Origin of the sequence: Croceitalea dokdonensis DOKDO 023, assembly GCF_001306415.1 — a bacterium.
GTDB lineage: Bacteria > Bacteroidota > Bacteroidia > Flavobacteriales > Flavobacteriaceae > Croceitalea > Croceitalea dokdonensis.
The window spans coordinates 59193-80886 of record NZ_LDJX01000008.1 but is presented as its reverse complement, the minus strand read 5'-3'; the positions used below and the strand labels follow the sequence as shown (position 1 = coordinate 80886).

Annotated in this window: 18 protein-coding genes; 6 read left to right on the top strand and 12 right to left on the bottom strand. The window is 43.5% G+C overall.

The window, feature by feature from the left end; translation table 11 throughout:
- The first annotated feature begins 38 nt into the window (after nt 1-38).
- The 5 genes from I595_RS15340 (at nt 39) to I595_RS15320 (ending at nt 5654) form a co-directional block, all read left to right on the top strand.
- Nucleotides 39-1337: an MFS transporter gene (locus I595_RS15340; RefSeq protein WP_054560329.1), complete on the top strand. Its 1299-nt coding sequence runs from the start codon at nt 39-41 to the stop codon at nt 1335-1337.
- A 33-nt stretch (nt 1338-1370) separates the two neighbouring features.
- Nucleotides 1371-2132, top strand: a complete 762-nt coding sequence (locus I595_RS15335; RefSeq protein WP_054560328.1) for an SDR family NAD(P)-dependent oxidoreductase — start codon at nt 1371-1373, stop codon at nt 2130-2132.
- A gap of 241 nt (nt 2133-2373) precedes the next feature.
- On the top strand, nt 2374-3285 hold the full coding sequence (locus tag I595_RS15330; protein WP_054560327.1) for a Ppx/GppA phosphatase family protein: 912 nt from the start codon (nt 2374-2376) through the stop codon (nt 3283-3285).
- Nucleotides 3286-3355: 70 nt separating this feature from the next.
- Entirely contained in the window at nt 3356-4480 is a 1125-nt protein-coding gene (locus I595_RS15325; RefSeq protein ID WP_217997198.1) for an alginate lyase family protein, read from the top strand.
- Nucleotides 4481-4511: 31 nt separating this feature from the next.
- Nucleotides 4512-5654, top strand: coding sequence for a lactonase family protein (locus I595_RS15320; RefSeq protein WP_054560325.1), 1143 nt, complete (start codon nt 4512-4514; stop codon nt 5652-5654).
- A 30-nt stretch (nt 5655-5684) separates the two neighbouring features.
- Here I595_RS15320 and I595_RS15315 read toward each other — a convergent pair whose 3' ends face one another.
- Genes I595_RS15315 through I595_RS15280 form a run of 8 tightly spaced genes read right to left on the bottom strand, consistent with a single transcriptional unit; the run spans nt 5685 to nt 16053 of the window.
- On the bottom strand, nt 5685-6710 hold the full coding sequence (locus tag I595_RS15315; protein ID WP_054560324.1) for a Gfo/Idh/MocA family protein: 1026 nt from the start codon (nt 6708-6710) through the stop codon (nt 5685-5687).
- Nucleotides 6711-7979, bottom strand: coding sequence for an MFS transporter (locus I595_RS15310; protein WP_054560323.1), 1269 nt, complete (start codon nt 7977-7979; stop codon nt 6711-6713). It lies immediately after the preceding gene.
- Nucleotides 7976-9337: a four-carbon acid sugar kinase family protein gene (locus I595_RS15305; RefSeq protein WP_054560322.1), complete on the bottom strand. Its 1362-nt coding sequence runs from the start codon at nt 9335-9337 to the stop codon at nt 7976-7978. The genes I595_RS15310 and I595_RS15305 overlap by 4 nt, the downstream gene beginning before the upstream one ends.
- A gap of 4 nt (nt 9338-9341) precedes the next feature.
- Nucleotides 9342-9986 carry a cyclase family protein gene (locus I595_RS15300; protein ID WP_054560321.1) on the bottom strand — a complete coding sequence of 215 codons (645 nt, stop codon included), beginning with the start codon at nt 9984-9986 and terminating at the stop codon, nt 9342-9344.
- 5 nt (nt 9987-9991) lie between these two features.
- The gene (locus I595_RS15295; protein WP_054560320.1) at nt 9992-11053 is read right to left on the bottom strand and encodes an isocitrate/isopropylmalate dehydrogenase family protein; all 1062 of its coding nucleotides are present in this window, start codon (nt 11051-11053) and stop codon (nt 9992-9994) included.
- 60 nt (nt 11054-11113) lie between these two features.
- Nucleotides 11114-12559 (bottom strand): sulfatase family protein, encoded by a 1446-nt coding sequence (locus I595_RS15290; RefSeq protein WP_245628309.1) that lies wholly within the window; start codon nt 12557-12559, stop codon nt 11114-11116.
- A 60-nt stretch (nt 12560-12619) separates the two neighbouring features.
- Nucleotides 12620-14074 carry a sulfatase gene (locus I595_RS15285; protein WP_083467636.1) on the bottom strand — a complete coding sequence of 485 codons (1455 nt, stop codon included), beginning with the start codon at nt 14072-14074 and terminating at the stop codon, nt 12620-12622.
- Between the two features lie 59 nt (nt 14075-14133).
- Nucleotides 14134-16053, bottom strand: coding sequence for an ulvan lysase-like protein (locus I595_RS15280; protein WP_054560319.1), 1920 nt, complete (start codon nt 16051-16053; stop codon nt 14134-14136).
- Between the two features lie 172 nt (nt 16054-16225).
- On the opposite strand from I595_RS15280, the gene I595_RS15275 reads away from it, so the two are divergent.
- Nucleotides 16226-18697, top strand: coding sequence for a TonB-dependent receptor plug domain-containing protein (locus I595_RS15275; RefSeq protein WP_054560318.1), 2472 nt, complete (start codon nt 16226-16228; stop codon nt 18695-18697).
- A gap of 15 nt (nt 18698-18712) precedes the next feature.
- Here the strand turns inward: I595_RS15275 and rhaM are convergent, their stop codons facing one another.
- From rhaM to I595_RS15255, 4 genes are read right to left on the bottom strand one after another with little or no spacing between them, the layout of a single operon-like run.
- Entirely contained in the window at nt 18713-19027 is a 315-nt protein-coding gene (rhaM, locus tag I595_RS15270) for an L-rhamnose mutarotase (protein WP_054560317.1), read from the bottom strand.
- 49 nt (nt 19028-19076) lie between these two features.
- Nucleotides 19077-19487: a VOC family protein gene (locus I595_RS15265; protein WP_054560316.1), complete on the bottom strand. Its 411-nt coding sequence runs from the start codon at nt 19485-19487 to the stop codon at nt 19077-19079.
- Nucleotides 19488-19490: 3 nt separating this feature from the next.
- Nucleotides 19491-20312 carry a hypothetical protein gene (locus tag I595_RS15260; RefSeq protein WP_157449775.1) on the bottom strand — a complete coding sequence of 274 codons (822 nt, stop codon included), beginning with the start codon at nt 20310-20312 and terminating at the stop codon, nt 19491-19493.
- A gap of 41 nt (nt 20313-20353) precedes the next feature.
- Nucleotides 20354-21664, bottom strand: coding sequence for a Gfo/Idh/MocA family protein (locus tag I595_RS15255; protein WP_054560314.1), 1311 nt, complete (start codon nt 21662-21664; stop codon nt 20354-20356).
- Nucleotides 21665-21694: the final 30 nt, after the last annotated feature.

Genomic DNA, 21694 nt, shown 5'->3' with positions numbered 1-21694 from the left:
GTAAAATAAGAACTAGAAATTAAAGACCAACTAAAAATATGAAAACTAAGGGTTTACGATGGTGGGTAGTAGGGCTTGTTGCCTTGGCCGCTGTGATAAATTATATTGACCGGCAGGCTTTTGGTGCACTGTGGCCCGATATTGCAAAAGAGTTATTCCCCGATATGGATGCTGATGGTACCAAGGCCATTTATGGCACCATATCGGCAGTCTTTATCCTTTCCTATGCTGCTGGCCAAACGATATTCGGGAAAATATTCGACTGGGTCGGCACGCGTATAGGTTTTGCACTATCCATAGGTGTTTGGTCATTTGCCACCATGATTCATGCCATGGCGCAAGGGCTACTTAGTTTTTCGATTTTTAGGTCCATTCTCGGAATTGCAGAAGCAGGTAATTGGCCAGGCGCAGCCAAAGCCAATGCAGAATGGTTTCCTACAAAAGAAAGAGCTTTTGCCCAAGGAATATTTAATTCTGGTGCCGCTGTGGGTGGAATCGTAGCGTATCCTATTATCGGTTTGCTCTCGGTCTACTTATCGTGGCAATATATTTTTATCTGCGTAGGGCTCATCGGTTTTTTATGGTTGTTGCCATGGCTTTACATTGTAAAATCATCACCAGAAAAACATCCTTGGTTATCTGAAGATGAAAAAAATTACATCTTATCAGGGCAACAAAATCAAGATCTTGATGAAGACGGTAATTTTGATGACGGATACAACCCTTCAACAGGTAAATTACTTAAACATAAAGAAAGTTGGGGTGTGATTTTGGCTTCTGCCGCAATAGACCCTATATGGTGGTTATTCATAGTTTGGATTCCCCTATACCTCAATGAGGTTTTCGGTCTGGATGTCAAAGAAATTGCCTTTTCAGCTTGGGTGCCTTATGTTGGCGCCATGTTAGGAGCCTGGTTTGGTGGTATTCTGGCCCAAAATAGATTAAGTTCAGGATGGTCGGTCAATAAAACTAGAAAAATGGTGATTACTTTAGGGTGCGTCATTATGATACCTTGCTTCTTTTTACTAAAAGCACCCGGTTCTGCATTTAATGCAGTAATCATCATGGCTGTATTACTCTTCGGGTTTCAAACCGCAATTGGCAATGTTCAGACCCTTCCCAGTGATATGTTCAGTGGAAAGGTAGTGGGAACACTGTCGGGTTTCGCAGGAACTGCGGCAAAACTGGCTGCTTTTGGTTTAACCATTCTAGTACCAATGTTGACCACCGGGGGAAATTATACTTCAGCGTTTTTAATTGGTGGTGCATTAGCTATCATGGCTTTAATAGCGGTATGGCTGTTGTGCCCTAAAATTGAACCGCTGAAAGAACAGTAAAAGACTTTAAAATTAAATTTTATACGATTGAATATGAGCAATAAAGGAAAAATAGCTGTCGTTACGGGTGCCACAGGTGGCATTGGTTTCGAGGTAGCTAAAAGATTAGGTACAGAAGGTTACACTGTTGTTTTAAACGGTATTAATGATGAGGAGGGCGCCGAAAGGGTCAAAGAACTGACCGCTCAAGGTATAACGGCTGAATACCGAGGTTTTGATGTAACCAAGGAAGAAGCGGTAACATCAAACATTGTGGCCATAGGAGAAAAATATGGTAAAATTGATGTTTTGGTCAATAATGCGGGCGGACTTGGCGGTCGTTCACGATTTGAGGAAATGACCACTGATTTTTACAGGTTTGTCATGGCATTAAATTTAGATTCGGTCTTTTTTGCCTCTAGAGCAGCTATACCTTATTTAAAAAAAGGGGAACATCCATCAATCATAAACTATACCTCCAATGCTGGATGGACGGCTGGCGGACCGGGGGCTGGTATTTACGGTACCTCTAAAGCAGGAGTGCATGCCATAACCAGAGCTTTGGCCAAAGATTTGGCCGAGTACGGTATTAGAGCAAATGCAGTATCGCCTGGTACAATTGATACCGATTTCCACAAACAAATAAAAACCACCAAGCCAGAAGTATTTGCTTCTTGGGCCAATAATATCATGTTGGGTAGGTTGGGTCAACCAGAAGATGTAGCAGGTGTTATTGCCTTTTTAGCAAGTAAAGACGCATCTTTTATAACGGCTGAAACAATTCAAATTGGAGGTGGTCAAGCATTGGGCATCTAAGCTATTTGAAGCTTTCCGTTGAACAAATAAAATTCCCTAAATCGTTGCCATCGTGCTGATTTAGGGAATTTTTATACCATTTTTTAATGAAAAGCGTGGTTACATTGAGTACCTATGGGCGTATACCTTAACAAAGTTCCTTTGCCCAATGCATTGGGCAGGATGGTACATGATGATTTCCTATAAAAACACCCCTACATTTAAAATGATGGATACAACCCATAATTTGTAGTAAAAAGCCATGAAACTAGCCTCGGTAGATATTGGTTCAAATGCTATTCGGCTTCAGGTCATCAAGGTCTATGAAGACAATGACCTTGTCAGTTTTAAGAACCTTCAACTGCTACGATTTCCGTTGCGATTGGGTAAGGATGTATTTACGCATGGAGAAATTACGCCTGGCACCCAAGAACGGTTGATCACCCTTATGAGTGCGTTTAAGCATCTCATTGACCTTTACGAGGTGCAAGACTATTATGCGGTGGCAACCTCAGCGATGCGAGAGGCTTCCAACGGTGAACTGATTCAAAAACAAATCAAAGAAGAAGTTGGCTTAAACATCCATATCATCAACGGAAAAAAAGAAGCACGTATCTTGAACAAAGCGATAAGACCCACCTTATCGGAAAAAAAATATGTACACATTGATGTTGGTGGTGGTAGTACGGAAATTAACCTGCTCCATGGAAACGCCTTGGTCAAAAGCAAGTCGTTCAAAATAGGTTCGGTACGTACCTTATCGTCGAAAGAACGGGCAGCCACTTTTAAGACCATGGGCGCTTGGTTGCAAAGCACCCCTTTCCATAGACAAAAAAACATTGTGGGCATTGGCACCGGCGGCAACATCAATCGTTTGTTCAAATTGGCCAACAAGACCCACGGTTCTGCAATATCGTATGCCGAACTCAAAGCGTTACGCGCCTATGTCAAAGAATTTACACTAGAAGAACGCATGTCCATTCTTAAAATGAATCCGGACCGTGCCGATGTCATCATCCCAGCATCAGAGATTTATTTACGGGTGCTCAAAGAAATGGGCAGCGACCAAATTTTAGTGCCACGGGTGGGCTTAAAAGACGGATTGGTCTATGAACTTTACGAAAAGGCCACCGAAAAAAATCTAGATAACATTGAATACTTGGGTTACCTTTAATATGAGAAAAGGACAAACAAAATTGAATCGACCCCCTATAAAAAAAAGATATTTATTTTATTTTGGGCTTTTGCTCATAGGGTGCGCCCCTACCCCATCCCCTTTTAACGACCCCTTATTTGACCAAGAAAAAGAGCGCGTATTGGCATTGGCCGAAAAATATGCTAATGCCCAACCGATAACCGTTACCGCTGCTATAAGCGAAAGAAGTGCTGGTGGCATCCATGATTTTTATTCGGAAGGTGATTATTGGTGGCCAGATCCGGAAAATCCTAATGGGCCTTACATTCGTAAAGATGGGGTTACAAATCCCGATAATTTTACGGCCCATAGGTATGCCATGATAAGACTGAGCCAAATTTGTGGTGCATTGGCATCGGCCTACCTTGTAACAGGAAATACTGCCTATGCCAATCAATTAGTGCCGCATCTAAAGGCTTGGTTTATTGACCCGTCTACTAAAATGAACCCCCACTTAACCTATGCCCAAGCCATAAAAGGTAAGGTCACTGGCCGGGGCATTGGCATCATAGATACCATCCAACTATTGGATGTGGTCAAAGCCATTTTGGCCATTCAGAATTCCGGAGCGCTTACAGAAGAAGATATTGGGGATTTACGCAGTTGGTTTGCAGATTATCTTCATTGGATGGACACACATCCGTATGGCATTTCGGAACAGGCCAAAGACAACAACCATGGCGCCTGCTGGTTTTTACAGGCCGCAGTTTTCTCGGAATTTACTGGCAACCGAGAAATGATGACCTATGTGGAAGGTAAGTTCAAAGAAGTGCTACTGCCCTGCCAAATGGATGAAAATGGCAGCTTTCCTTTGGAGTTAAAGCGTACAAAACCATATGGATACTCGCTTTTTAACTTGGATATCATGTCTGGCATAGCCCAGGTCTTATCCAAAACTGACAGCACTATATTTAAGTATACTATAAACGGAAGAAGTATGGAAAAAGGAATGACCTTTCTATATCCCTATATAAAAAACAAAGAGCAATGGCCATATGGGCAAGATGTCCTTTTCTGGGAAGAGTGGCCCGTAAGACACCCCGCTTTGCTATTTTCCGGAAAAGCATTGAAACGCACCTCTTATCTTGAGTTATGGCAGCGCTTAAGTGCGGATTTTGACAGCCCCGAAGTCGTAAGAAATATGCCCATACGTTATCCCCTGCTATGGCTATAACCGCAGATGTTTGCACAAATATGTATCCGTAATGAAACTAAAAAATATTTTCTACCTCTTATGTACCAGTATCATTTTTGGATGCGTTTCCAAATCAGGGCACACGCTGTTGTTCGTAGGTAGTTTTACTGATGGCAAACCCGATGCTGGAATTCATGTGTATGCAATTAATACGGACACAGGGGAAACAACATTGCTCCACGAAGAAAAAAACACCATAAACCCGTCCTATTTAAAAATAGGAAACCATGGCCATTTTCTCTATTCCGTCCTAGAAAGTCAGTTGCCCACCCATGGCAAGGTAGCGGCTATTTCGGTGGACTCTCTATCGGGAAAATTAAAGCTACTGAACATGCAGGATTCGGGAGGTAGAAATCCAGCACATCTTTCTCTACACCCCAGTGGTAGATATTTGGTAAATTCCAATTACACGGATGCCGGAATCTCGGTATTCAACATCAATTCAGATGGAAGTTTGGGACCCCATCACCAACTGTTAGAATTTAAGGATAGTAGTGTTGTAAAAGGAAGACAGGATGCCGCCCATTTACATTCCACCAATTTTTCGCCTGATGGTCAGTTTTTATTCGGACAGGATTTAGGGGCCGATAAAATACGTGCATTTAAGGTAATTGATACAGATGCAGGTCCTTTACGATTACGGCCATCAAAAGAAATTTCCGTAAAACCAGGTAGCGGTCCTAGGCACTTTACCTTTCATCCCAATGGAACATTTGGATATGGGATTTCCGAGTTGAGCGGAAAAGTTACGGCCTACCAATATTCAGATGGTGATTTGGTGTTCCTGGAAGACTATCCCTCTTATGCAACAAATCAAGAAATCTATCGAGCGGCTGATATTCATATTTCTCCTGATGGAAAGTTTCTATACACCTCCAATCGCGGTCCCAAAGAAGACTCTATTGGCATCTTTTCCATTGATCAAAACAGCGGTAAATTAACTTTAGTGGGCCATGAACCCACCTATGGCAAACACCCCAGAAATTTTTGTTTGGACCCTTCTGGCCAGTATTTATTGGTGGCCAATCAGTTTAGTGATAACATCGTATTATTCAAACGCGATAGGGAAACAGGACTTTTGACCAAACTTTCGGAAGAAATTCAAATGGATAATCCTTCTAGTTTGCAGATGTATAAGTACCGAGTAGAATAAAATATCTTTCAGTAATCAATTTGATTGAAACTAAATCCGGATGGGTTGCCCTACCCTATTAGACTCATAAGCCTTTTCCATTATCACGATATTATTGAGGTAATCTGTTACATCGGTTTCAAATGGCTCACCGGAAATCAATTGTGCTATAAAGTGTTTTTGGGTGGCATACACACAATCCCCGGCAAAATTCTTGTCCTCAAAAGTATACGGATGCACGGTTTCTGACTGACCTAGAAGTTTAATGGTAATTGTACCATCCTCAAGAAGGTGAATAACCCCTTTATTGCCTTCAATTCTGACCTCGCCAAAGGTCAATCTTGGATTTGCACAGGTACTTTCATGATAACGACCCGCATCTATAACTGCAGTACCACCATTTGAAAAATCGCATAATACAATAGCCGTGTCTTCCCCTTTAATATTCTTGTTAAAGCGTTTCAATTTGGCAAATACCTGATGGATTTCCCCTCCAAAATAACGCAGCACGTCAATAAGATGTACTCCTGTTTCGTACATCAAAAGTTGCTTCATCACCCTGAAATAGGGTTGACGGTTCATATAGGCATCTTCTTGCCAACCGTCACCCATACGCATACGCCATTGTAGTGCAAGCAATTGATCGCCGATTATATTTTGGTTCAGTAATTTTTTGATTTCCCGATGCCAGGGTTGAAATCGGAAATTTTCATGCACCATGATGCGTACGCCATGTTTGCTAGTCAATGCTGCAATTTTTTCTGCTTCCCCAAGGGTTGGCGCCAGTGGCTTTTGGCAAATACTATGCACCCCCTTCTGGGCCGCCAATCTGCAGAACTCCAAATGGGTTTCTGGTGGGGTGATAATGTCAATGAAATCAGGCTTTTCTTGCTCTAGCATTTCATTAACATCGATGTAGGCATTTGACACACCGTAGTTCGCTGCGAAGGCTTTTGTCCGCTCTAAATCCCTGCCGCAAATGGCAGTTAATTCTACCTCATCCAACCTTGACCAAGCTTCATACTGAAACCTGCTAAAGTACCCTATGCCTACAGCAACTGCTCTTAGTTTTTTCATTTAATATTCAGTAAAGTGATATTGGGGCCGCATTTTGGACCACAAGAAAATCGCAATAATATTCAAAATGGCTCCGACAATAAAAAAGAGTGTTGTGGCCCCAGTCCAATCCAAAAGATACGGAAATAAAAGTGCTGTGATAAAGGCACCTATATTTCCCGCCATATTCATGGTACCGGAAATGGCACCTGCATTTTTCTTTCCAATATCCACACAAAAGGCCCACGAGGGCGGCAAGGTCATATCGGCCCCGAAAATGGCGATGCTCAATAATAGAATGGCACCCATGGCACTGTCCATAAAAATACTGCCCACCAGACCGATGGCTGCCAGTGCAAAACCTAGAGCGGCAGGTAACCTTCGAGACCTGTCCCAGTCCCCTTTTTTGAAAATACGGTCAATCAACCAGCCGGCGAACCAATTTCCGAATGCCCCAAATATCAAAGGAACCGCAGTGTACAATCCCGCCTCTACCGTTTCTAGACCGTATTCTTTTTTGATATGGGGAAACAACCAGGTCAATGCAAAAAAGAAGGTAAAGTTACTACAGAAGTACTGCCCCATGGCGAGCCACATGTTCTTCGATTTTGAAAGCTGGCGAAAACTGATTTTCTCTTTTGCCAAGGATACTTTTTTGTCCTGTCTGTTGGAAAGAATAAATGCCTTCTCCGCCTCAGAGATGCTTTTATGGTCCTCTGGTCTATCCCTGAACAAGAGATACCATCCAGCGGCCCAGACCACCCCAATGCCACCTAATATAAGGAAGGTAGCCCTCCAACCTAAATCCTCTATCATCCAGGCCACAAGCGGAAGTGCAAACGCAGCTCCCAATCGTGAACCTGAAAAGTTGATACCAGTGACCACACCCCTTTCCTTTAACGGAAACCAATTGTAAATGGCCCTGGACATTCCCGGGAATGCCCCCGCTTCACCAGATCCAAAAAGAAAACGAACCACCAAGAGGGAACTAAAATTCCAAGCGACTGCCGTAAGTGCAGTGAACGCAGACCAAATGGTGACGATGCCTGCCAATATTTTACGTGGCCCATATCTGTCGGCCATCAGCCCGGATGGTGTCTGGAAGAATGCATAGCCCAATGAAAACGCGGCCAAGACCCAACCCATTTGCTTATCACTGAGGTCCAAACTAGACGAAATGGGCTCTTTGGCCACCGAAATACAGATGCGGTCTATGTAGAGTAATAGCGCCAGCAAAAAAGTACCGGCCACCATAAAATATCGTTTTGGAAAATAATTCTCTGAGCTCATTCCAGTTTTTTTAATGCGTTGTACAAATCTGCTGTTGCGCCCACATTTCCGGGAAAAACGATGTAAGGAATAGCAGGAAACTTAGCTTCTTTATCTGCCTGCCAAACCGGTACGCCTTTAACAAGTTGCCCCAGAACAGTGGCCCTTTGTATTTTTAAAGACTTCACTGCTACATCACTGGAGGTTATGCCTCCTTTGGCCAAAATAAACTTAGGTTGTACGGTGACCATCCCCACAAGAGTGGTCAACGCCCCGGATACTAGATTGACGATTTGTAGACTTTCTTGAGTGCTGCGACCTTCTTTCACCTTTCGGCTGGTGTAGAGTACCACATTGCTTCCATTGCGTAGTAATCCATCAATTACCGCTGCCTTTTTCAGGAGGGTCTGTTGCAGATTGTCATCCTCAAAAATGGAGTCGACATCCAATTCCATGTATTCAGCGGAATACTTATCTTTTAAAATCTTCAATTGTGCGGTGGTCTTGGGTACATAAGAACCGATTACGACTAAAGCACCAGTTTGATGCAAGCTCTGAAAAGCCTCCTTTTCCAATAGCGGTGCAGGTCTTTGTCCACTAATGGCATTGACAAAGGAAGCAGCGGTGCGGTATACTAAATTTTCTCCCGAATTCAGTGCTGCCAGTGCAAAAGCTTCCAAATCGGCATGTGATGTGGCATTCACCACTGTGCAGTGGCTTTTGAATTCGTCAATTGTTCCATTTGTTCGCAACGCTTCAATTGGAACCGTACTAATACCATCAGGATGCAATCCATCCGCATATTTTTCCAATACATAATCACGCAGGTTGGAATGGGTATATCCAAAAGAATTGTCCTTTGCAAAAGGAGTATCGGCCGCTGGAATAAATTCATCGCCTTCCCGAACATAGTGCACATCTTTATAGGTGTACCTGCCACCTTCAAAAAAAGCCGGGATAAAAACATGTTTGGCTTCTTTCATTCCCAAGGCTTTTGCCAAAGTTTCCACTTCGCCAGGATAATGGCCCCGCAGTGTGGAATCGCTCCGACTGATAACAATTAGCTTTTTATCGTGCTTATCGGCCAATAGTTTCAATCGACGGCCCAAGGTTTCTGCCAAATCTTCGGCTTCCTTCTTTTGCAGTGCTCTGGAATTGGTCAGCACAAAGAAAACTGGACTTTGCATCAATTCCTTTTCCAGCGTTTGCTCGGACCAGTTGGTAACCACAGGAATGTTTTGCACCGTTTGGGTGCCAGTGGGGTCATCATCCAAAATGACGATGCTATGCGGATACTTTTCCAAATAGTCACGCACCTCGCTTTGATGGCCTTTTAATAGGGCCCCTTCAGCTATCGACTGTAAAATTTCATCGTTCATAGTTCTATTCCAAAGCCAATACCCTGGCCGGTGCACCATCACCCCGTAAAATCTTTAACGGTGTAGCTATTAAGGTTACTTGTGACTTGCTTAATTGGTCCAAATTGGTAAGGCCCTCCACAATCAAAATATCATTTTTCATGAGGATAGTGTGGATTTCGGTCACTTCATCAATATTATTCACATCAGCTACGGATGGAGGTTCCACGCCCAAGAGGCCTACCCCTTTTTCGCCCAACCATAAAGCCAACTCTTTGCTGATTCTGGGCAATTCGTCACGATAACCTTTGGTCCCTACTTTCTTGCTCCACCCGGTCTGCAAAATGACACTTTCACCCTTCTGAATGGTAGCTGCGATGGGTGCCATATCGGCCACGGTGATTAATCCGCTAGGACCAATATGGGACAAATCCACCACCCAAGCTTTGGAAATAAACCGCGCAACCGGAATTTCATCAATACTTTGGGAGTTGACCTCAAAATGCAAAGGGGCATCCATATGGGTGCCAACATGGGAATACAATTCCAGCGTACTGGCGTTCCATCCATCTTTGGCCAAATTCCGGGCCTCGGTGATGGACACCCCGTTCATCTCATTGGTCAAGGTCAGTGTTAAATCAATGATTTTTTTGTCCCCAAAGCCTTCCATAAAAACTAACTATTGATGAAGGAACTGATGCGTTCTGCAATTTCAGATGTAGACGCGTTGCCTTTTAAATCCTTGGTCAAATCGCCCCCTGTCGTGGCATGTTCTATGGCTTCAACGATATTATCCGCAGCGGCTTTTTCTCCCAAATGCTCCAACATAATAGCTGCCGACCAAATTTGGCCGATAGGGTTGGCAATGTTCTGTCCTGCAATGTCAGGAGCTGAACCATGAATGGGCTCAAACATGGACGGAAAGTCTTTTTCTGGATTGATGTTTCCGCTTCCGCCAAGGCCCAAACTGCCCATGATGGCACCTCCCAAATCAGAAAGGATATCCCCAATCATATTTGTGGTCACAATCACATCAAAAACCTCAGGTTTCAACACAAAACTGGCCGAAGCATTATCTACATACATTTTACTGTATTCCACATCTGGGTATTGGTCCGCCACCTCTTGCATCACCTTGTCCCAAAAGCCAAGGCTATAAATTAAGGTGTTGGATTTGGTAACGTTGGTCACTTTTTTACCTCGGGTACGTGCCAATTTAAAGGCATAATGTGCAATGCGCTCCACGCCTAAACGTGTAACCATACTGGTATCTACAGCACAGCCGTTGGGCGTATCGGGATAGAAGATTTTACCGTTTTGTACAAATTCTCCTTCGTTATTTTCCCTTAGGATGATAAAATCGATATCGGCTTTGGTTTTATCACGTAGCGGACTTTGCACTCCTGAGAATAATTTTACCGGGCGATAGTTGACATACTGATGCAACTCCGTACGGACTTTAAATGTATAGTCTCTGGCTGGAAGGGTATCGTCTACCTCAGGAAGACCGACGGCACCAAAATAGATAGCGTCAAATTTTTTAAGGGTCTCGATACCGTTTTCCGGCATGAACTCGCCGTGCTTTACGTAATGTCCGGCACCCCAAGAAAAGTCTTCGGTCTCTACCTCAAAATTGTACTTTTTGGCAACCTCCTTAATAATGGAAACCCCTGCTGGCACTATTTCGTTACCGATGCCATCTCCATTGACCACTGCTATTTTATATGTTTTACTCATGCTTTGATTTTCTTATTTGTATTAATTGTGATTAATTTTCCTGTTTATTCTGATTGTATTTTAACTTTTAAAAACGGTGTAATCCTCTTTCTTTAGTACGTTTTGTAGACTATCGGGAACTCTCAAAGTTTCCCGGTCCTTGTCCAAATCAAATCGTTTTGTCTTTATCAATGGCATCCCCGAGTGTTCTGAAAGGATATCGTCTTGGGTTTCCATCCATTTTAGTAAATCTTGGGAGAGTCTTTGTTTTTCTGTTTGAAACTTGGGATTCTTCGCCAAATTATTGGTTTCAAATGGGTCGTTCTGAATATCATAGAGTTCTTCAAACGGACTATCCTTAAATTTTTTGGCCCCAATCTCAATAAAGGCATTCACATATGGATTATCCGTGAAGTTCTGCTCCATCACTTCGACCGAATTAAAGTTTCTGATGTATTTGTACTTTTTGTCGCGAATCATTCGAGCAGGAAAAATCGCAGCGGACAAAATCCCTTGATTGGTCTGCACCCCGTACACGCACTCATGGATTTCTTCTTGACTTCCCTTTAAAATTGGCAGAAAACTTTTTCCGTCAAAATCAGTTTTGGATGTTGCACCAGCAATCTCCATAAGCGTGGGCAATACATCCGTATAATGAACCAAGGCTTTTGAACGCGTTCCAGATTTGATGACACCAGGCCACCTAGCAATAAAGGGAACCTTTAGGCCACGGTCATAGACGGTAAACTTTCCAGAAACGCCATGGTCGGCACTATAAATAAATAAGGTATCGTCGCTCAGGTGTTCATCTACTTGCTCCAGCACAAACTCCAATTGCGTATTGTCTTCCGCTATGCTTCGGTAGTAGCCAGACCTCTTTTTTCTGTAGGCTTCATCTGTTTTTTTGGCTTCATCGAAAGGATAAAATTGGAGGTCTTCAGCATTCTTCGGTGGTACATCAAAATATTTCCCGTGGGGAAACATTGATGCAATGAACATACAAAAGGGCTTCTTAGCGTTTGCCATGTAGGAAGCTATACTATCCATAGGAATATAATCGCGCGGACTTCCTTCTTTTTCAACGGGTTTCCATTCTTTGTCCCATTGATAAACACTGGATGGTTTTACGTGACTTTTTCCTGCAAGCACCACATCAAAACCCAACGCCCCCAAATAACTGGTCACACTTTCAATAGCATCGTAAGTAGAAGTATGGTTGACAAAGCACCCGTTTCTAAGCGGATATTTACCCGTGAACAATTGCGAACGGCTAGGGGCGCAAATGGCTTGGCCCGTAAACGCATTTTCAAAGAGCATCCCCTCCTGTGCCAATTTATCGACTGCTGGGGTGTGTACCTTATCGTTGCCATAACAACCGTAATCATACACATCTTGGTCATCGGCCAAATAGAAAACAATATTGGGTAGTTCTTTAGGGACATCAATAGCCTCGGTTTTCTCGGCAGTCTCTTGATTTTTCTTCTGATGCTGACAACTTGATATGAATATGAATAATGAAATCAACACCGCGCATCGACACGAAATACAGAAAAGACTCTTTATATGTTCAATCTCGCTAGTCATGTGCTATTCGACCTCCTTGTAAAATTCATCACCCCATTTTTCCCTTAACTCTTTTGAAAGTTGTTTTACCGTAGCCTTATGGGAAGCCTGTTCCGCAAGGTTCTCCAATTCCCACGGGTCAGTACTATGGTCAAACAGCATTCGTTCTTGGATTTCTCCCTTTTCATTAAGCCATTCCGTGTAGAACAAATCGCCCTTTATCAAGGCGACGGCATCTTTAAATTTGGACACGGCATAATCCTTATCGGAACGCTTTCCTTCCAGTATTGGCTTCAGACTAATCCCATCTAAATGTTTTGGTTTTTCAATCTTGGTCAAGTCACATAAAGTGGGATAGATATCGATAAACTCGGCAATGTCCTTACTATGCTGACCCTCGGTTTTACCCGGAACTTTTAAGAATAGTGGTGTCCTGAGCGAGGATTCAAACGTGCTGTGCTTGCACCAAATTTTATGGTTGCCCAAGTTCCAGCCATGGTCGCCCCAAAGAACGACGATGGTATTTTCGGAAAGACCGAGCCTATCAAGTTCTTGTAATACACGACCAATCTGCGCATCCACATAACTCACAGCGGCATAATAGCCATGAATGAGGGTTTTTGCCTGTTCTTCATCCACATCGCCCTCTTTCCTTTTGGGGATATCTTGATATTGTCTTAGTTCGCCATAACTATGAAACGCTTTTGAAGGTGTGGATTCAGGTTGGCTAAAATTTTTGGGCAATTGGATGTCGTTGCTATCGTATAAATCCCAGTACTTTTTAGGTGCTGTAAAGGGCAAATGGGGTTTCATAAAGCCTACTGCCAAAAAGAAGGGTTGATTGCTTTTGCTCAGCTCATTGATATCGGCGATGGCCTTGTTGGCAATTTTGCCATCGGCATAAGCCGTATCCAATACGTCTGCCATTTCATAGGCCGGCCCGTTGTCCCCTTTTTGATTGTACTTGATGTTTTTAGGTAGGACATAGCCCCTATTTTCAAAGCCCGGATGCCAAATGTAATCCCATGCCTTTTTGTCGTCATTCCTATTATGGTAAACTTTACCGATAGATACCGTTTTGTAGCCCGATTTTTTAAAAGTATAGGGGAGCGAAGGAACCGAAGAGGCTTCCTCATCTTTGCGGGTTTTATAGTCTATAAAGCGATTCCAAGTAGGCCGAAGCCCTGTCATAATACTCGCCCTTGAGGCACCACAGACTGGAATATTGCAATACGCCCGCTCAAATACCATGCTTTCTGCCCCCAATTTATCCAAATTGGGAGATTGAATGTGGTTGGCCCCGTACACATTCAATTCCGGTCTAAGGTCATCAACGGCTATAAAAAGTATATTGGGTTTTTGTTCGGTATTCGCGTTTTGGGAAACTGCGATAACCGCCAAAAATAGCAGTGGAATCAGTGGTATCCATCGCTTCGCATCGAATTCATTTCCTATGGATTTCTTAAACCGATTGTTCATTTTCAAGTTTACAACTATAAAACTGCAGAACCGTCCTGCTCTTTCAGGCAAGCCCAAGCTTAGCGCACGGAAATGGTACAGACCACCTTCTCGATGGCTCCGGTAAAGTCAATGGTAATGGGTATGGCTTCCATACCGGGCACCATATTGAATATCCTATTTCTTTTGGTCTTTTTTATGCTCATTGGAGCGTTGGCTGAAACAACGACAGTGCCCCCTTCTTTTTCTATCTCTATTTGTTCCTCCGAAACTTGGGTCACTTTTTCATGGTTTGGGGATATTAAGGGAAGCACCAACGAGACAAGGGCCATTTCCTCATTCCAACTGGTACTCATGGTGCTGATTTTCATGGTCTCCTTTTCAAAGCTATAGGTAAGATAGAATTGGGCATCAGCTAGTTTTTTTTGTTCTTTATTGGTGAGCTGTGTTTTTACGCTGACAACTGACTTTCCTGGGGCATCACTTGCCAAAACGTCGGCTTTTAGGTCATACAAATTGGTATACCATTGGTCTTTTTTAAATACTTCCATTCTGGGGGTCAATGCAAAGTCTTCACCATTGGGTTGCGGTTGTTGGTTGTAGGGTTCCACCAAAAGGTATTCTGCCATACTCGCCGTAAACAAAGGCCCTACTTTTTCGTGCCAAAGCACGGCAAGGGAACCTCCTGTAGCGGCCTGTGACAAGGGTTTTTTAAAGACCACATCATTGGCCGAAACCGTGCCCCGCCATGGACCAGTGGACACCAACCAAACCGCAAGGTCCTCAAAATGCTTGATGCCATATTCCAAACTACGGGGTACTGGTTTCGATTTGGTGATTTCTGGAAGTTGCTCACTATTGTCCAATACAAAGGCAAGCGATTTGGCGTGGGCAAACGTATGATGTAAACATGGCAGAACACCGTGTTTTTCATAGTGCAGGCCACCTGCCAAAAGCCCGTCGACCGTACAACGTTGCAATAGTTCCGTACTTAAATACGCTGCCGTTCCAAAGGCCTCATTTCTATCTGCCATCAGCGAAAAAGCGGGTTGGCAACCATCTGTGGTCCTGCTGCCCCAATAACTCCACTTGTTCTGTCGTGTACCCCAACTATTGTCCCAAGCGCCATCGGGCAACATAAACTCTAAATGGCTTTCCATCGATTTTTCCACCAGTGCCAAAAGTTCATCATCTTTCACCGCCACTGCATACAGGGCTATGCCGTTGAGGGTCTCTTCCACATTGTATCCTAAATCAACAGGAAGCAGGCCCTTTTCGCTGGGTTCAGTAGCTGGTTTGTTCTCTCCAAAAATAATATGGTTGGGCTGCGTAAGTCGACTGGGAAATTCATCTGCCAATTGCCTAGCGTGTGCTTTGTAGGCCTCATTATCAAATAGTTCCCCCCAAAGATGCAATCCGTATACGGCGGTGATGGGATAGTTGGTATGGCTGTAATCGATATTAAAATTTTTATGTACAAACTCAGCGGCCTTTTTTAAGCGCTCCGTCCACTCCACTTTAATTTCTTCGGGTAAAATATGGCCATGGTGATGTAAGGCCTCCCCTAAGGCAATGGCTCCAAAAACCGTGATGCCCGCCCACGTCTTAGGATTGGGAACCACCGTCCAACTACCATCCGGTTTTGATACGTTTTTAGACCACTCCATTACGTTGATTGCGGCATCTACATATTTTTGCTCGCCGGTGGTATCTGCCATGTACAAAAACGGATACACCGCATCCATACATCTACCATGTATCCTGTTGCAGGCATCACAAAACAAGGCACCGTGCAATGTTGGATCTTCAGGTTTATCTATTTGGGTAGCCAGCATAGCATCACACCATTCTGCCAATAATTCAGCGGATAATGCTTCAAAAGATGAAGTTTCCGGTTCGGCAGTATCCGTTGGGTTTTTATTCTCCTTGCAGGCGTGCATGGGGACTAAAAGGCCCATACTGGCCAAAACGGAAAGTTGGGTAAAACTTCTTCTTCGCATGCGGTAATTGTTCGTTCTTAATTCAATTGCCTCAATGATAAAAAGTAATGCGTAGATTCATATCCTGTACCGTACTGTTTTGTGATAATTGGCAAATGCAACGCCTTAGGTACAATTATTGATGGTTGAATTTAAGTATACTTTTGAAATGAAGTAAAAAACCAATGGGTTCATGAAGCGTGTAATTGCTTTAGTAATAGGGTTGGCCCTATCAATTTTCACCACTGCCGTGGCGCAGCAAAATGATGCGGATAACCCCCCCATTGCGGAAAGATTAAAGCATTACATCACCCATAAAGGCCCAGAAAAGACCTATATACATTCGGATAAGGATACCTATGTGACCGGGGAAACCATTTGGTACAAGATTTATATGTTAGATGGAGTAAGCCATAGCATTAGCGATAAAAGCAAAGTGGTGTATTTGGAATTGCTCAATGAAAGAGATAGTCTTATTGCGAAACAGAAATTATTTGTTGACGGTTTGGGAGCGCACGGAAATCTGGATATTCCCCAAACCATATCAGAGGGCGGCTATACGCTACGTGCCTACACTGCTTATATGTTGAATGAACCAGAACCCTTGGCTTTTTCAAAAACAATTACCATTTGGAACCTAAAAAATGAACGCGATCAGACTCCCAAACAGGCCGTACGGGTGGATACCACGAACATAAATATCAGATTTTTCCCGGAGGGAGGGAATTTGGTCAGTGGACTCCAAAATACCATGGGTGTAAAAATTACGGATAAGACCGGCAAAGGCCTCGCTTTTTCCGGTAGGATTGTGGACCAAGCCGGTGCGGTTAGCCAACAATTTGAAACCTATGAATTTGGACTGGGCAAGTTCACCTATGAACCTGAATCCGGGAAGCGCTATTTTGCCATTTTGGATGGAAAAACCCCAAAAAAGTACCCGTTGCCGAGTCCCATGTCAAAAGGGTACGTTCTTCATGTTCGAAATACCAAAGAACATATCACAATCAGGGTGGAAAGTAATCTAACTAGCGGATTACAAAATACGCTGCTCATTGGTCATATCAGGGGACGTATCTTCCTAAACCATATGGAATCCTCCAATGACAACAACTTTAGTGTAAAAATCAATACCACCACTTTGGAAGATGGAGTGGCCCACTTTACCTTGTTTACCGCCACGGGCGAACCGGTATGCGAACGCTTAAGTTTTATAGATAATCCTAATAATGACAACCTATTGGACATCCGAAGTGTTCTACCATCTTACAAAAAAAGGGAACGGGTAGACCTCACCTTGGATATGGCATCTGTTGGAAAAATAGAAAACTTCGCCAGCTTTTCCGTAGCCGTGGTCAACCAAACCAGACTGCGGTCATCCCAAAAAGAATCCATAAAAAGTTGGTTGTTGCTCAATTCAGATTTGGGCGGCACCGTTCCCGATGCCCACTTCTTTTTTGCAAAAAGAAATACCAAAAGAAAATACCTGTTGGATGCCCTAATGCTCACCCATGGGTGGCGGCGCTTTGTCTGGAAAGAACTTTCGGATAGCACCAAATCCCAAACGCAACGTTTTGAACCAGAAAAAGGAATTGTAATCAAGGGGCGCACCACAGCCTTTAAAAACCAATATCAATTGCGACCGGCGTTTGTTAGTTTCAATATTTTGGGAAAAAACCTTTTTCGTGAAAAGAAGGCAACCGATAATAAGGGAAACTTCACTTTTGGCCCCTACATATTTCAAGACACCATAAAAGGCATGATACAGAGCGAGCCTATGACGGTTTCTGAGCGCGAGGCAGAAAATCAATTTAAAATATTCGTTGAAGACGGTTCCCCGGCAATTGAAGTAAGTGACATCGCCCACAAAAATCAGGAAGCCATTGTACCAGACCAACCAAAAAAATATGTGGAGCAGGCCGCCAAAAAAAGACAGCTAGATATGGAGCTCAATGCTGGCACCATTACACTTGAAGGGGTAACCGTAGAAGCTAGAAAACGGACAAAACGGGCAGAGGTTGAAAAAAGGTTAAAGGGCCTAACCCGCTATCAGCTGCCCAACCAACGTATTTACACTGATTCCATTTTTGGCAAAGGAGCCTTGCAGCCCGCAGATTTATTGTTGAATATTCCAGGGGCGCGGGCAGCGCGGGATGGATTGAGCATACGTGGTGGCGGACCGCCCATGTATTTATTGGATGGCTTCCAAGTGGAACGTGGCGACCTTGCCCAAATCAACCCTAACGAAATTGCCGTCATCGATATTCTTAAAGATGGAAATGCAGCAGGCTTTGGCTCCGGGCTTTTTGGCAATGCCGGGAATGGGGTCATTGCCATTTACACAAAATCGGCTTTGGGCATATCATCCGACCAAAACCGGTATTTCCCCAACATTGCTAATTTTATCGTGCAGGGGTTTTACAAAACGAGGGAATTTTATAGTCCAGATTATGAAGTTCAGACGGCCTCGCACCAAAAAGAGGACTACCGGAGTACCTTATTTTGGGAACCTAATGCAATTGTCGATAAAAAAGGGTTTACCAACCTTAAATTTTACACCGGTGATGTATCCGGTCTGTATTCCATTATGGTTGAGGGCATCACGGCAGAAGGTATTCCTGTGCGGGAAATAAAATCCTTTGAGGTAACGGATGATTCGGAAAAGTAAGGCATTCCAAATTCATCATTCCATAAAAAAAACTTCGCTTAGCGGTTTGGAAACTGGGGAATTGTCTGGATGGGTTTCCATAATATCCGCCATAAAGGCCCACCATTTTTGAACAATTGGATGATCTGACAAATCTTGGGAACCCCCATCGCCAGAAACTTTTTGAAAAGCAAAGAGGGTATTGGTCTCTTGGTCAAAGAAAATGGAATATTCACTGACCCCGGCATCTTTTAGAAGTTTCTTCAACTCTGGCCAAAGCTGGTTGTGGCGTTCCGTGTAGGCTTTTATTTGGCCTGGATTCAATTTCATTTTAAAAGCGAGCCTTTTCATAAGAACATTGGTTTTAGATGGATGGTATTTGCATTAACCCAGAACAACATTACTTGAAGACCTCATCCGTATTTGAAAAAGACTTAAATTCCAGCGGATTACCGCTGTAATCAAAAACAAACATGGTCATTTGTTCCCCTGTTTTGCCCTTGTATCTAGTTTGTGGCTTAATCACAAATTCAATACCTGCATTTTCCAATCGTTCTTGAACCTCTGCAAAGACTGATTTCTCTAAAAGACAGCCAAAATGTGGAATTGGAACGCTAATCCCATCAACCTTGCCACAATAATCCAATTTGGGAAAATCCGTACTCACGTGGGCAGATAGTTGATTATCAAAAAAGTTGAAATCGATCCAATTTTCCGTGGACCGTCCTTCTTCACACCCTAGAATATCCACATAAAATTTTCGGGTAGAGGGAATGTCCTTGATTTTAAATGCATAATGAAATGATGCCATAAGCTATTCAAAGATTGTTTTTAGGAAATTATATCTGTTCGGAATATTGGTCCTGACCCAAGCCTCCGTATCTGGGGCTAATCTGCCCGGATGTTTTACCATGGTATACACAAACAACGCGGTCTCTGCCATATCTTCCTTATCCGCATTTTCCATGGCATATTGGGTAATAAAGGTTCCATCCCTTTGTTGGGCGTCTCTCCACTCGGCACGCTGTAAATGCACTGCATCCAAGGTGGCATGGACACTTTCATGGAAAACGGTCTCCTCAAGATCCTTATTGGAAATACGGACATCAATATTCTCGGAGTAGACCACAAAAAAATTGGACTCTGACTCTGCAAAGGCCCCTGCATCCCCTTTATGCAAAACTACATGAGACAATTTATTTAGCATAAACGGGGGCAGTTTACCTAACCTATTTACGATTTTATCCGCATTTTCCTTGGCTACGTTCTCATTGCCAAAACTACTGTGTGCCCAGATTTCAACCGTAACACCCGCTGAAAAGTTAGCTTTAAAAACAAAGGCGGCGGTATCAAAAAGCTGATCGTTTCTGCTATCGGGCATTTCTTTCTCTGCTTGGCCTTCATAGGTAATGGATAAAAAACTATCCGAATCACCAGACCTAATAAAATCTATTTCCGTAGAAACAATGGAATTGGTAAAAAGGGGATCGCTGTTTTGTGCGCTAGAACCATTCCCATCTTCATCCACAGTTCCTTCTGGCCCACGGGGCTCCATTTCAATAAGATTGTCTTCAGTGGCCTTGGAGGAGCAAGCAATGGCAAGAGAAAGGGCTAAAAAAAATATAAATCTCATCATGATTTTTGGCATACGTTGGTAGGTAGGGTGATGCTGTTTTATTAAAATTTACGCTTCTTTCGTTTTCGCATCCGATTGGCTTGCTTGTCCCCCTTAAATTTTTCTTTGTTGGGGTTCCATTGCAGGGGCCGATTAAGTTCATAGGCGATATTTGCAATATGACAAAGACTGGCCGAACGATGGCCAATTTCAACGTCACAAATGGGCTGCTGTCTGGTTTTGATGGCGTCCAACCAATTTTGATAGTGGTTCCCTTGGTCCTTAAATAGTTCTTTGGTATCTCCCCCATTAGGCATTAAAATTGAACTCGGTGTGGTTTCAAGAAAGCTTCGGCTTACATCAAGACTACCATCGGTACCGATAAATCGAACCGCCCAGCCACGACCAAAATCCTCATGCACCAGTTCAATTCCGTTTTCATAAAACATGCGCAGACCCCTGGTTGCCTTTGGGTCTTTGGGAGGTATAAAAGAGACAGGGCCGGTACGGTCCATGCCCAAGCACCACTGGGCGATATCAAACATATGGGTGCCCCAATCCGCCAATCTACCTCCGCCAATTTCTTTAAAATCGCGCCATGCGGGATAATTTTTTACCACTTCCGGGGCAATGGTATCGTGATAAGTGATGAGCGGGGCGGGGCCGCACCACAGGTTCCAATCTACCCCTTTTGGGGTTTCTTGAAATGGAAGGTCGTAGGTGCGATAGGGATCGCCGACATTAACGAGTACTTTTTTGATTTCACCCAGCTTGCCAGACTTTACAATTTCATTTGCCTTGATAAATTTGGCCCAAGAGCGCTGCATACTGCCCACCTGCAACACGCGATCGTACTTGGTAAGCGCATCTACCATGTCCCTACCGTCCTTTATGGTATTGGTCATAGGCTTCTCACAAAATACATCTTTTCCAGATTTCATGGCATCAATGGCCTGTTGGGCATGCCAATGATCTGGGGTGGCAATAACAACCGCATCCAACCCATCCTGCTCCAGAAGTTCCTGGTAGTGCAAATAGGTCCTAATTCCGTTATACCCGGCAACTCCCCTTTTTTCTGCATAATAGCCCTCTACCAATTGTTTGAACCACCTTCTTTTTGATGTCCAGACCTCTGCCCCTGCCACAATCTGTGCTTGGGTATTGGTCATAAACTTATTGGCCAAAATACCCCCTTGTTTGCCTAGCCCTATGTACCCCAAATTTATTTTATCACTGGGGGCAATAAACCCTTTACCTAAAACATGCCTTGGAACTATGGTAATTAAACCTGCGGCAAGGGCGGTTGTTTTTAAAAAACTTCTACGGGAATTGGTACGGTCCCTTATTGGTGCTTTATCGTTTGATTTTTTCATGCGCTAGTTTCTACTTCTTAGGTGGACTTA

Bases quoted from the DNA above. Each gene is read 5' to 3' on its own strand.
- I595_RS15340 (WP_054560329.1), top strand. From the start codon at position 39: ATGAAAACTAAGGGTTTACGATGGTGGGTAGTAGGGCTTGTTGCCTTG.
- I595_RS15335 (WP_054560328.1), top strand. From the start codon at position 1,371: ATGAGCAATAAAGGAAAAATAGCTGTCGTTACGGGTGCCACAGGTGGC.
- I595_RS15330 (WP_054560327.1), top strand. From the start codon at position 2,374: ATGAAACTAGCCTCGGTAGATATTGGTTCAAATGCTATTCGGCTTCAG.
- I595_RS15320 (WP_054560325.1), top strand. From the start codon at position 4,512: ATGAAACTAAAAAATATTTTCTACCTCTTATGTACCAGTATCATTTTT.
- I595_RS15315 (WP_054560324.1), bottom strand. From the start codon at position 6,710: ATGAAAAAACTAAGAGCAGTTGCTGTAGGCATAGGGTACTTTAGCAGG.
- I595_RS15310 (WP_054560323.1), bottom strand. From the start codon at position 7,979: ATGAGCTCAGAGAATTATTTTCCAAAACGATATTTTATGGTGGCCGGT.
- I595_RS15305 (WP_054560322.1), bottom strand. From the start codon at position 9,337: ATGAACGATGAAATTTTACAGTCGATAGCTGAAGGGGCCCTATTAAAA.
- I595_RS15300 (WP_054560321.1), bottom strand. From the start codon at position 9,986: ATGGAAGGCTTTGGGGACAAAAAAATCATTGATTTAACACTGACCTTG.
- I595_RS15295 (WP_054560320.1), bottom strand. From the start codon at position 11,053: ATGAGTAAAACATATAAAATAGCAGTGGTCAATGGAGATGGCATCGGT.
- I595_RS15285 (WP_083467636.1), bottom strand. From the start codon at position 14,074: ATGAACAATCGGTTTAAGAAATCCATAGGAAATGAATTCGATGCGAAG.
- I595_RS15280 (WP_054560319.1), bottom strand. From the start codon at position 16,053: ATGCGAAGAAGAAGTTTTACCCAACTTTCCGTTTTGGCCAGTATGGGC.
- I595_RS15275 (WP_054560318.1), top strand. From the start codon at position 16,226: ATGAAGCGTGTAATTGCTTTAGTAATAGGGTTGGCCCTATCAATTTTC.
- rhaM (WP_054560317.1), bottom strand. From the start codon at position 19,027: ATGAAAAGGCTCGCTTTTAAAATGAAATTGAATCCAGGCCAAATAAAA.
- I595_RS15265 (WP_054560316.1), bottom strand. From the start codon at position 19,487: ATGGCATCATTTCATTATGCATTTAAAATCAAGGACATTCCCTCTACC.
- I595_RS15260 (WP_157449775.1), bottom strand. From the start codon at position 20,312: ATGATGAGATTTATATTTTTTTTAGCCCTTTCTCTTGCCATTGCTTGC.
- I595_RS15255 (WP_054560314.1), bottom strand. From the start codon at position 21,664: ATGAAAAAATCAAACGATAAAGCACCAATAAGGGACCGTACCAATTCC.